We start from the raw sequence: 12099 nt of genomic DNA, 5'->3' as shown, positions 1-12099 counted from the left end.
ATGGAACGCGGATAGCAGATAATTGTATGCAGCGAGCAAATAACTGTATTTCGTACAATTAAAAGCCGGGAAAAGCCGGTTTTATTCCGCTAACTGTATTCTGTACAACTAAAACCGGCAAATGGTGATGCTCTAAGGAATAACTTTAAATATAACTGCAGAGAGAGAGAGTGCAACTATAGTACTCGTCTGACAAAATCTTGCTGTTTTAATTGCACTAAATACAGTTAAAGCCCGAAAGCTCCTCTGCTTTAGGCAGAAGTCCGATTCGTTCCGAAAGCTAGCACAAATTCATCTGCGCAATGCATAAGGCGAAAAGTCAGCAGGCATAAAAATGAAAGAAAGCGCTATACAACTTTTGATAACACGTGTTATACTCTCGGTGAGGTGCTGATATATGGGCAAAAAAAGAGTGACCAGCTTTGACGTAGCCAAGCGGGCAGGCGTGTCCCGCAGTGTGGTATCTGCGGTGCTGAATGATACTCCCGGCATCGGGGTTGGAGCGGAGACGCGCGAAGCCGTGCTGGAAGCCATCCGCGAGCTGAATTACCATGTGGACGCCGGAGCGCGCAGCATGAAGACGGGAAGAAGCATGACGCTTGCCGCTTTCGGTGATACGCGTCATCCGCTGTTCACCCGGCTACTGGAAGGCATGCAGCGGGAGTGTGAGCTCAGCGGGTATCATATTCTGCTCTGCTCTCCGCGCCATAAGGGGAACGCCAACGGCAGGACCGAGCTGCTGGAGCTCTATCACCGGCGGAAGATCGACGGGATTGTGACGCTGGATCATACCAGCTACCACGATGAGGAGTGGGCTTCCCGCATAGGGAATGCCGGAATCCCCTATGTTTCTGTGGAAGGGTACGCAGAAGTGCCTGGTGTGTTTTCCGTGCTGGCCGATTATTCGGGCAGTGTGGAGACGGCGCTGAATTATTTGCTGCGGGAGGGTACACCGCAGCAGCCCGGCCCGGTCTATGCCGAGGTATACCATGAGCATAGCGCGGATAACTGGGCGGAGCGGAACCGCCGCGATGCCTATACCGGCTGGTGCAGCGCACATGGGATGGAGCCAATCGTGATCCGGCTGGAGGAACACCATGGCGACTGGACAGCGTGCCTGCAGAGGCTGGCGGATAGCGGGCCGCAGCATGTGCCGCTGCTGGTCAACTGGTCAAGCGCAATTCCCGATCTGTACCGGGCGGCTCACAAGCTTGGCCTGCGTATCGGTGAAGATGTGCGGATCATGGCGGCAGATAATACGATTCAGGGTCACCGTCTTAGCCTGCCGTCTCTAAGCTGCGTAGAAATCCCTTATGTGAGTATGGGGGAAGAGGCGGTACGCTGCTTACTTACGCAGATGAACGGCAGGAACGAAGCAGGACAGGCGGACAAAATCTGGCTTCCAGCAGTATTAAGGGCAGGAGAAAGCGCGTAACCGCGCTTGGTATGAAGGGGAGGCTAAGCCATTTAGGGTGTTGCACTTGCTGCCGGCACAGCCTGAACAGCTTCTGCTGGGGGACGATGTAGCTTTAGCTTGCACATAGTCTGAGCCGGCTGAGCTAACAGGCAATATGCCTTAAGCAGCGATTCACTTTGTAGTGGCAGCTTATCCTAATTAGCAGGGAACGGTACCATCCTTACACGGATGGACCGTCTTTCTGCCCATTTTATAACACGTGTTATACAAAAGGGAGGAAAATCGGAATGGGAATGTTTTGGACTGAAGAGAAGCTTGCACTGCGGTTGAAGGAGCTGGAGGGTTACCGGTACCGTGAGGTTATTACGCTTGATGAATGGCTGGTTACAGAGGATCAGGAGGGTGACAATGGTGTCTATCCATCCGCCCCGGAAGGAGACAAGAAGCTTCGTATAGGGGATTACTGGACCGGCAGTGATGTGTATTTGTGGCTGCACCGCAAAATAACCGTACCCGCAGCTTGGCAGGGGAAACGTATTGTAGGTATATTCGATTTCGGCCGGACAGGCGGAGGGAACAACAGCGGCTTCGAATCCCTGCTGTTTCTGGATGGCAAGCCGTATCAGGGCGTGGATTCCAATCACCAGGAGGTGTTTCTTGAGGATGCCGCTGGCAGGGAGCTGGACTTCACCTTCCGCTTATGGTCAGGCCTGAACGGAGACGGCCAGCTGATTGCTCAGGAACACCGGATCAAGCAGGCTGAGCTGGCATATCTGGATGAAGCGGCCGACAATCTCTATTATACAGGCCGGGCGGCACTGGGTACTTTCAAGCAGCTTGCCGACAGCCAGATCGAGAAGCATGAGCTGCTGATGGCATTGAACCGCTCGTTTAACAAGCTGGACTGGTCAAGGCCCGGCAGCGCGGATTTCTATGCTTCAGTCCAGGAGGCCGAGAAGAGCCTGCTTGAGTCCCTGGTCTTGCTGGAACAGCAGCATCCGGTTACGGTAACCGCAATCGGCCATACCCACATTGATGTGGCCTGGTTATGGCGGCTTACCCATACGCGGGAGAAAGCGGCCCGCTCCTTCTCTACGGTGCTCCGGCTGATGAAGGAGTTCCCTGAGTACATCTTCCTGCAGACCCAGCCGCAGCTCTATGCCTACATCAAGCAGGATTATCCGGAGATTTATAGCGAAATTAAGCAGCGGGTGGAGGAAGGGCGCTGGGAAGCCGGAGGTGCAATGTGGCTGGAAGCGGACTGCAATCTGACCAGTGGCGAGTCGCTGGTGCGGCAGATTCTGTACGGGACAAAATTCTTCCGCGAGGAATTTGGCGTAGACTGCAAGTACCTATGGCTGCCGGATGTGTTCGGCTACAGCTGGGCGCTGCCGCAGATTCTGCGCAAGTCGGGCATTGACACCTTTATGACGACCAAGATCAGCTGGAGCCAATACAACCGCATGCCGCATGATACGTTCCACTGGAGAGGGATTGACGGCAGCGAGGTACTGACCCACTTCATCACCACACCCGAAGCTCCTGATTCCAGCGCCTGGTACTATACGTATAACGGCCTTATCGAGCCTTTCTCTGTGCAGGGAATCTGGGACCAGTACCGCGACAAGAACCTGAACCGTGAGCTGCTGCTCTCCTACGGGTATGGAGATGGCGGCGGCGGTGTGAACCGCGAGATGCTGGAGATGCGCCGGAGGCTGGATACCATGCCGGGGCTGCCGCAAGTGAAGCCGGGCCGGGCGGATGACTATTTCGAGCGGCTGCATGAAACTATAGAGGGCACCGATCAATATGTGCATACCTGGGACGGGGAGTTGTATCTGGAGTTTCACCGCGGGACATACACCAGCCAGGCTTATAACAAAAGAATGAACCGCAAGCTGGAGCTGCTGTACCGCGAGGCGGAGTGGCTGCAGATACTCCTTGCTGCGGAGACAGGCGGATATGCACAATATCCTGCAGAGTCGCTCCTGGAAGGCTGGCAGATTATTCTGCGCAACCAGTTCCATGATATTATCCCTGGCTCCTCGATCCATGAGGTCTACCAGGATTCACGGCTGGAATATGCCGAAGCAGAGCAACTGGGCCGGGCTGCGCTTAATGCTGCGGCTGCGGGACTCATCAACCTTAACAGCCCTGATGCTGCATCAGCGGGTGAGGATGACCCGGCGTCTACCGATTCACACATGGAGTACACGCTGTTCAACAGCTCCCTCTTTGGAGGTCCTCGTCTGGCAGCCGTCCCACACAGCGCAGAGAATGCCGTCTGGAGTGATGCCGCCGGCAACCCGCTGTCCGCCCAGCGCTCCGGCGGCCAATGGCTGGTTGAGGTAGAAACCGTTCCGGCGATGGGCAGTGCAGTGATCCGCGCTGCACAACCCGCCGCTTCCGGAGAGAATACGGAACCCTCCGTTCCTTTTACCTGGCAGGATTCTACGCTAACTACCCCTTATTACATTCTGGAGTGGAATGCAGCCGGACAGCTGAGCCGGATCTTCGACCGCAGAGAAGCCCGTGAGGTGCTGGCACCGGGCGAATGCGGCAACCTGCTGCAGGTATTCGAGGATAAGCCGAAGATGTATGATGCCTGGGATATCGATCTGTATTACCAGGAGAAAATGCTGGTGGTGAGCGATCTGCGCTCTGTAGAGCTGACCGAATGCGGCCTGCTGCAGGCGGTGCTTGAGTTCACCTGGAAGTACATGGATTCCTCGATCACTCAGAAGGTTAGGGTATATGCCGGAAGTGCACGGATTGATTTCGAGACCCTGGTGGACTGGCATGAACAGCATCAGCTGATGAAGGCAGCTTTCCCGGTTGCGGTTCGCGCGACGGAAGCTACCTATGATATCCAGTTCGGGAATGTGAAGCGGCCGACCCACTGGAATACGAGCTGGGATTATGCGCGGTTCGAGAGCGTCGGCCACCAGTGGGCGGACTTGTCGGAGCGGGGCTATGGCGTCAGTCTGCTGAACGACTGCAAATACGGATACGACATTAAAGATCACACGATGAGGCTGTCGCTGATCAAATCGGCAACCAGCCCGGACCGGCTGGCTGACCAGGGCGAGCACCGCTTCACGTATGCCTTGCTTCCGCATAAAGGGGATTGGGCTGCGGCAGGCACCGTGCAGGAAGCCTGGGCGCTGAATAATCCGCTCCTCGCTGCAGAAGGGGGTTATGCCGCCGGTAACGGCAAGTCGCTGATCACCTGTGATGTACCGAACATTGCCGTCGATGCCGTTAAGCTGGCCGAGGATGGCAGCGGATGTATCGTCAGACTGCATGAGTATACGGGAACACGCAGCACGGCGAATATCGGCAGCGATTACTCCGCCGTCTCCTGGCAGCTGCGCGATCTGATGGAGCGTCCGCTGGAGACTGAAGCGGTGGACGGACCGGCCATCCGCCTTGATTTCAAACCGTATGAGATTCATACGCTGCATGTTGTCTTTGCCTGATGTGAGCGTTAATTATGCATTGATTGACCGAAAGATCCCCGGACTCCGGGGATCTTTTGCTTTTTTGCGGGAGAAAAGCCGCCCTGCCGAATAATGGTAAGCCGGACCAAATCAAACCGAAAAGAGGCGATCCCCTGATGTTCAAAGGACAAAAGTATTAGATTGCGGGTACTTTCATTAAGCGCAGGATTGTTTAAATACTAAGCGAATACCCTAGATATGATGGGTTTTACAAATCAATTGGTGGTTTTTTTATGAGGGGGAGGGCAAATGTCAAAATTAATAACCGCATCCTTAGAGGCTTTAAAGAAGGTAATTTACAATAACAAAAATTTTTCTATACAAAGAAATTTAGGATTTCAGCTTACATGTAGATTTTCATTTTCTAAGCCCGTCTTATTGAAAGAAATCAAGGATTTTGAAGCGGAGACGGAGTTAAAGCTGCCTGAGGATTATAAGTTCTTTTTGTCTCTTCATAACGGAATGGAATTATATAAGGATGTTGAAGAATCGGCACCTCATTGGCATATTTTTGGAGTGGATGAAATTCTAGATGCATTGGAAAAGTTTCCAACCCCTGAGCACGTATACGTTATAGCAAAATTCAGTGAGACTTTAATATGTGTAAATAGCGATTATGTAAAGCAAGGCAGAAAAGACTATCTGTTTGACCAGTCAATCTATACCTCAGCTCGTGATAATGGTGAGCCGCTTAATTTAAGCTTTGAACTATGGCTCGATCGATTACTTGTATCGCAAGGGGATCAATTTTGGTTATGGAACGGCATCACACCAGAGAATCTTAATAAATATTTTCCATAAAACAGCAAAAGAAACCCTAAATATAAGGCTTCTTTTGTCGTTTTTTTCTGACAGGTGAATCCTATTTAGTTATCATTTACAGCTGTTTAATCAGCTCCTCCAGCTCATCCATCAAACCTTGTGCAAGTTCGAAATTAGCAGCTTTCAAAGCCAACTCGATTTTCGTTTCAACAGCTTTTTTATTTTGTTCCAGTTCCAGATAGTCTTTATCGAAATGCCGGGCATAAATCATCTTTTTGAATTTCTTGATCGTCATCTTTCTAATCGTCTTGCCGTCAATGATCAGAACATAATCCATCCCGTTTACCACCGAATAGAAATCATGCGAAATCATGAGAATCGCACCTTTATAGTTCTGGATAGCGTTCTCCAGTGCGATTTGTGTATAGGTGTCCAAATGGCTTGTCGGTTCATCAAGCAGCAGTACGTTCGCTTTACTGGCCGAATCTTTAGCTAACTGAAGCATATTTTTTTCGCCGCCGGATAAGGATTCTATTCTTTGCTCAAGGATTTCCCCTTCAAAGCCGTAGCTTGAAAGATGCGATCTAATCTCATCATACGTTGCGAACCCGGCATCGATGAATTCCTCCAGGATGGTATTAGAATCCTTCAGCATTTCACCTTGAAGCTGAGATAAATAAGTCACTTTAGCATCCGGATTTACTTCAATTGCATCATGATTATTCCTATAAATCTCCCGGAGTAATGTCGTTTTCCCGGTGCCGTTTGCACCGATAAGGGCTACTTTATCCGTAGATTTGATCTCAAAGTTAACATTTTCTAACAGCAGCTCATCAAAGGAAACGCTATAGTTATTAACAGTTATAACAGTCGTGTCTTCCAGTTCATGATCGATACTGAAACGGATATCCGGCTGCTTAATCTCTACGAATGGAGCTTTAATTCTGCGTGCTTCCAGTCTTTCCTGAAATTTAACTCTGGCTTTTAGCGCTCTCCCTCTGGAGGCCTCAGAATTATAAGTTGCGATTGCTCTAAGGTTATTGACGATGTTCTCGTTTCTCGCAATTTCTTCCTCTTCAGCGATGGCGAGCTCCTGCAGCTCAATTTTGGTTTGCAGCAAGGAGAAGTTGTAATCCATATACCGCCCGTCAAACTCCTGGATCTCCTTGTTTTCAAGGTGCAGGATTTTGTTGAAGCAATGATTGAGCAGATAGCGGTTGTGCGTAACCACCAGCAGTATGCCTTTGTGGGCATTAATAAGATTCTTAAGCGAATTTAGGTTGTCAAAATCTAAAAATACATCGGGCTCGTCCATTATCATGAATTCCGGACGGCTGAGCATTTCCTTCATTACTTGAATGAGCTTGAATTCCCCGCCGCTCAGGTCAGATACCCTGACATCCTTTAGCTTCATGAGGTTTGCCAGATTTAGCTTCTTATTAATATTGCTTTCGTAATCATTCCCGTCCATAGCATCGAAGGCGTCTAGCGCCAACTGATATCTTTCCAGCAGCGAATCCATATCCGAGGAGGTTTCCATTTCAGCCAAAATAGAATTTATTTCAGTCTGTACCTTAATAAATTCTTCGCCGATATATTCAAAAACGGTTGTATCTTTAGTTTTTTCCGGTTGGGAGAACTGGCTTACATACCCGATGCTGCAAGTAGGATCTATCTCTAACCTGCCCTCAAACAGATATCTTTCCGGGTCCATCAGAATATCGGTCAGTGTACTTTTGCCGCTGCCGCTTGTTCCAATGAAAGCACAATGCTGTGCGGCTTCAAGCGTAAAGGAAATATCTTTATATAGTTCTTTTTGCGGGAATGAGAAGGATAAGTGTTCTACTTTTATCATAGTGTTACCTTTCTTTCTAACTAAATTTGTGACTATTTTAGGATGTATTGAAGAGCACAGATGTTGAGTTTACCGTTGATAGCCTAACACTATTTACAAATAACATCAATCATTCTGCGTTAAAGTTGTTCCTCCCGGCTCCGGGCCCTCCAAATGTTTCTTGCCGGACGCCTGCCGGTAGCTCCCCGGAGTGGTGCCGATAATCCGCTTGAACACCAGATTGAAGGTCTTCGGGTCACGGTAGCCGACCTGCTCCGCAATGAGCTGAACATGCGCCTTGGGCTGCTGGACCAGCAGCAGACAGCTTTGCTGAATCCGGACATTCTGCAGGTAATGGTGGAAGGTCTGCCCGGTATGCGCCTTGAACAACCGCTGAAGATGTCGTTCACTCCAGTCAAAGCTGCGTGACAGACGCTTCAGGGTGATTTCCTGCACATACTCCTGGTTGACATAATTCAGAATCTGCAGGAATTGCGTCTGCTTGTTCAGCGGAAACTGGACCTCGTCATGCACGAGCCGGTAGATACTTATCAGCAGTTGAATGAACAAGGTCAGCAAATAGCTGCCCGAGCCGGTCTGCGGAAGATGAACCTCCCGGTGAAGCGCCAGAAACAGGCTCTCGATGGAGCCGTTCTGGTCCGTCACGGAGAATGCGGGCAGCTGATGATTGCGGATCTGCTCCAGATAGGAGGCAATCGGCGGGTCCGGAACAACGGAGGCAAGGCTGTCCAGCAGCTCCGGCTTGAACAGACAATTGTAGACTACGAGCGGTTCCCGGAGCGGGCTGGGTGAAGACGGACGGAAGACATGGGAGACTCCGACGGGAATGTAATACAGCTGACCCTTGCCGGTCTGCTGAGCCTGCTGCCCGATATAATGAAAGCCCTTGCCTTCGGCAACGAACGTCAGCTCTATGAAATCATGGGTGTGAAGCGGAAGATCATAGTTCTCGGTAGCGCGGTTCACATATAACTGGAGATTGTTCTGGAAGAAATACTCTCCTTTTAGCGTATGATTGGCCGAATGCATCAGCTCACTCCTCCAAACAACAAGATGTCCTTTTTACCCCGGTGAAATGTCCATATTGCAGGTCATTTAAATGCTGCGGAATTCTATAATTGTAATAGAAAGCGTTTCATATTTATAGGGTCATTATTAGAAAAGACGGGGTGGAGTCCATGATAGAAGTCCGGAAATTACGTGTGGAGTACAAAGACAATCCGCTGGGACTGGATGTCCGTTGTCCAAGAATCAGCTGGCAGCTGAGTGCGGATGAGCGGGATGTGCTGCAGCAGGCGTATCAGATTCAGGCAGCAATGGATCAGGACTTCAGAAGCACGGTATGGGATTCGGGCAGAGTGGAGTCCGGACAATCCCTGCATATTGAGCTGAAGGAGCTGCAGCTGCAGCCTAAGCAGCGCTATTATTACCGGATCAGAGTATGGGATCAGCAGAACCGGCCTACAGAGTGGTCGGATACCGCCTGGTGGGAGATGGGCCTGCTCTCGCCGGAGGATTGGGAGGCAGAGTGGATTACAGCGCCGCTGGCTTGCCTGGATGTCCAGGCAGAGCAGGCTCCGCTGCTGCGGCGGAGCTTCCATGTAGACCGGCAGGTCACCCGGGCTAGAATGTATGTGACCAGTCTCGGTCTCTATGAAGTGGAGCTGAACGGTACAAGAGTCGGCGAGGATTATTTGACCCCCGGCTGGACCAGCTACAGCACCCGCCTGCAGTTCCAGACCTATGACATCACAGGGCAGCTGGCAGTGGGGGACAATGCGGTTGGCGCCTGGCTGGGGAACGGCTGGTACAAAGGAAACCTGGCCTGGGATAACAAAAAGCATGTGTTCGGCGACCGCACGGCCTTGCTGATGCAGATTCATCTCATCTATGCGGACGGGGTGGAGCAGATCATCCGGACGGATCAAGAGTGGATGGTATCGCCCGGACCGCTGCTGATGTCGGAGATCTATCACGGCGAAACCTATGATGCCCGTCTGGAGCAGACCGGTTTCAGCAGGGCAGAGTACGATGACCAGTTATGGACGCCTGCGGAGATCCTTCCGTACACCAAGGATATTCTGCTGGCCCAGGAGAATGTTCCCGTAAAAGCTATTGAAGAACTGTCACCCATCGCACTCCTGCGCACTCCGGCCGGGGAGACCGTGCTGGATATGGGTCAGAATATGGTCGGCTGGATGCGGTTCTCCATGGAAGGGCAGGCAGGACAGGAATTTCAGCTGCGGCATTTCGAGGTGCTGGATCAGGAAGGTAATGTGTACACAGACAACCTGCGGGCAGCCAAACAGACAGTTACTTATATTGCCAGAGGCGGAGGACGGGAGAGCTTCCAGCCGCGTTTCACCTTCCAAGGCTTCCGGTATGTTCAGCTGATAGGCTTCCCGGAGGACCTCAATCTGCAGGATTTCGCAGGGATTGTCTTACATTCGGATATGGAGCCGACCGGCAGCTTTACCTGTTCCAATCCGCTGCTGAATCAGCTGCAGCATAACATTCTCTGGGGGCAAAAAGGCAATTTCGTCGATGTGCCGACAGACTGCCCGCAGCGCGATGAACGGCTCGGTTGGACCGGGGATGCGCAGATGTTCATCCGTACGTCGGCGTATCTGATGAATGTGGCCCCCTTTTTCAGCAAATGGCTCAAGGATCTGGCTGCCGATCAGCTGGATAACGGCGGTGTTCCGTTCGTAATTCCCCACGTGCTGGATGAGAATTCCCATTCTTCCGCTGCCTGGGGCGATGCGGCTGTCATCTGTCCGTGGACGATTTATCAGTGTTATGGCGACAAGCGGATTCTGGAGCAGCAGTACAGCAGCATGCAGGGCTGGGTGGAGTATATCCGCCGGCAGGGGACGGATGAATTCCTGTGGAATACCGGCTTCCATTTCGGAGACTGGCTAGGCCTGGATGCCAAGCCGGACAGCTACATCGGCGCTACGGACAGGGATTATATCGCAACGGCTTTCTACGCCTATTCTGTAGAGCTTATGGGGAAGACGGCGGAAGTGCTAGGCCGAACAGAAGACGTGCAGTATTACTCGCAGCTGCATGCGCGGATCAAACAAGCTTTTAACCGGGAATTCATCACGCCTGCCGGACGGATAAGTGTAGCTACACAGACGGCCTGTGTGCTGGCATTAATGTTCGGACTGGTGGAGGGGAAGGCGGAGGAACGTACAGTCGCCAAGCTTATAGAACTGCTGGAAGAGAGCAAATATCATCTTACAACGGGCTTCGTCGGCACACCTTATCTGAATCTGGTACTGGCCGCGGCGGGCCATTATGATGCTGCCTACAAGCTGCTGCTGCAGACCGATTACCCTTCCTGGCTGTATCAGGTAACTAGGGGAGCAACGACCATCTGGGAGCATTGGGACGGAATTAAGGAGGACGGCAGCTTCTGGAGCAAGGATATGAATTCCTTCAATCATTATGCGTATGGGGCGATTGGCGATTTTTTGTACCGCTGTGTCGCCGGTATCGAGCAGTTGGAAGAGTATCCGGGCTATAAGCAGTTTCTGATTCAGCCGCATCCGGGAGGCGGACTGACTTCGGCTGCTGCCGAGCTGGAATCCATGTATGGGAAGATCCGCTCCGAATGGACGATAGCTTCCGGCAAAATAGAGCTGGTGGCCGTAGTTCCGCCGAATACCTCGGCTACTGTGCATCTCCCGGACTCTGTGCTGGCGGGTGTACTGGAGAACGGGCAGGAGCTTCAGCAGGTCCGCGGCATTCATGCCGTAGAGCAGCTGGAGCAGGCTGTGAAGATTACGCTCGGGTCCGGTGAATACAGATTTGAGTATACCCTGCGGACGATATAACATTACATTATGCAGAGCTCCTAGGGGACAACGGGCTCTGTTTTTTTCAAAATTGATATGCTCCGCGCATAAATTGTCCTTATCTTTCTCGCTGAAACGGTACCGTCCTAAAAAAGGACGGTAAAGCCGTTTCCATTTGTTTGGTCAGCGATCATAGAAGGAAATGGAAAAGGGCTGCCCTCTTGTAGCACCCGCTTGCATTCTCTCCTTATAAGGGTTATTATAGATCAATAAAGTCCGTGATTGAGGTGAGATATGTACGATGAAATACTCAAAGGCAACGAACTATGCGTTGCATACGATGCTGTTCCTGGTAGCGCACACCCCTGATAAGCCGGTAGGCGTGCAGCAGCTTGCCGAGCGGCAGAATGTATCGCCTACTTATTTGTCCAAGATCCTTACGAAGCTGGTAAAGGCGGGGCTGGTTGAATCGGCATCCGGTGCGAACGGCGGGTACCGCCTGAGACGCAGGAAGGAAGAAATATCGTTCCTCGATATTATTCATGCGATCGAAGGCACGGCTTCGCTGTTTGACTGCACGCTTAATCATTCCAGCGAGTGTCTGATCCAGCAGGAGATGGTGAAGGCCGAGGGTCAGATGGAGGAGTATTTGCGCAATAAGATGATGTCGGAGCTTGCCGATAAGATGATGCAGAGTCACTAAGTCTGAAACGGTATCGTCCTTATTCAAGGACGGCAAAGCCGTTTCTTCTTGGGGGTTTT

General features: G+C 51.5%; 7 protein-coding genes. 5 read left to right on the top strand and 2 right to left on the bottom strand.

Features of this window, described 5'->3' with window-relative positions:
- Positions 1–397 precede the first annotated feature (397 nt).
- The 3 genes from R50912_RS22560 to R50912_RS22550 all read left to right on the top strand — a co-directional run bounded on the left by R50912_RS22560 (position 398) and on the right by R50912_RS22550 (position 5718).
- A complete protein-coding gene (locus R50912_RS22560; RefSeq protein ID WP_042238045.1) occupies positions 398–1435 on the top strand; it encodes a LacI family DNA-binding transcriptional regulator in 1038 nt (345 codons plus the stop codon).
- A 275-nt stretch (positions 1436–1710) separates the two neighbouring features.
- Positions 1711–4896, top strand: a complete 3186-nt coding sequence (locus R50912_RS22555) for an alpha-mannosidase (RefSeq protein ID WP_042242980.1) — start codon at positions 1711–1713, stop codon at positions 4894–4896.
- 270 nt (positions 4897–5166) lie between these two features.
- Positions 5167–5718, top strand: a complete 552-nt coding sequence (locus R50912_RS22550) for an SMI1/KNR4 family protein (protein ID WP_042238043.1) — start codon at positions 5167–5169, stop codon at positions 5716–5718.
- Positions 5719–5794: 76 nt separating this feature from the next.
- Here the strand turns inward: R50912_RS22550 and R50912_RS22545 are convergent, their stop codons facing one another.
- Positions 5795–7534: an ABC-F family ATP-binding cassette domain-containing protein gene (locus R50912_RS22545; protein ID WP_042238042.1), complete on the bottom strand. Its 1740-nt coding sequence runs from the start codon at positions 7532–7534 to the stop codon at positions 5795–5797.
- Between the two features lie 105 nt (positions 7535–7639).
- A complete protein-coding gene (locus R50912_RS22540) occupies positions 7640–8563 on the bottom strand; it encodes a helix-turn-helix transcriptional regulator (protein ID WP_052416614.1) in 924 nt (307 codons plus the stop codon).
- A 149-nt stretch (positions 8564–8712) separates the two neighbouring features.
- On the opposite strand from R50912_RS22540, the gene R50912_RS22535 reads away from it, so the two are divergent.
- The gene (locus tag R50912_RS22535) at positions 8713–11376 is read left to right on the top strand and encodes a glycoside hydrolase family 78 protein (protein WP_042238040.1); all 2664 of its coding nucleotides are present in this window, start codon (positions 8713–8715) and stop codon (positions 11374–11376) included.
- Positions 11377–11638: 262 nt separating this feature from the next.
- Entirely contained in the window at positions 11639–12040 is a 402-nt protein-coding gene (locus R50912_RS22530; protein WP_042238039.1) for an RrF2 family transcriptional regulator, read from the top strand.
- Positions 12041–12099: the final 59 nt, after the last annotated feature.

The sequence above is a fragment of the Paenibacillus sp. FSL R5-0912 genome (assembly GCF_000758605.1).
Classification (GTDB): domain Bacteria; phylum Bacillota; class Bacilli; order Paenibacillales; family Paenibacillaceae; genus Paenibacillus_AQ.
The sequence above is the reverse complement of the archived record's forward strand: the minus strand, read 5'-3'. Positions and strand labels throughout refer to the sequence as shown.

Excerpts from the sequence above, each read along its gene's own strand:
- R50912_RS22555 (WP_042242980.1), top strand. The coding sequence starts at position 1,711 with ATGTTTTGGACTGAAGAGAAGCTTGCACTGCGGTTGAAGGAGCTGGAG.
- R50912_RS22540 (WP_052416614.1), bottom strand. The coding sequence starts at position 8,563 with ATGCATTCGGCCAATCATACGCTAAAAGGAGAGTATTTCTTCCAGAAC.
- R50912_RS22545 (WP_042238042.1), bottom strand. The coding sequence starts at position 7,534 with ATGATAAAAGTAGAACACTTATCCTTCTCATTCCCGCAAAAAGAACTA.
- R50912_RS22535 (WP_042238040.1), top strand. The coding sequence starts at position 8,713 with ATGATAGAAGTCCGGAAATTACGTGTGGAGTACAAAGACAATCCGCTG.
- R50912_RS22560 (WP_042238045.1), top strand. The coding sequence starts at position 398 with ATGGGCAAAAAAAGAGTGACCAGCTTTGACGTAGCCAAGCGGGCAGGC.
- R50912_RS22530 (WP_042238039.1), top strand. The coding sequence starts at position 11,639 with ATGAAATACTCAAAGGCAACGAACTATGCGTTGCATACGATGCTGTTC.
- R50912_RS22550 (WP_042238043.1), top strand. The coding sequence starts at position 5,167 with ATGTCAAAATTAATAACCGCATCCTTAGAGGCTTTAAAGAAGGTAATT.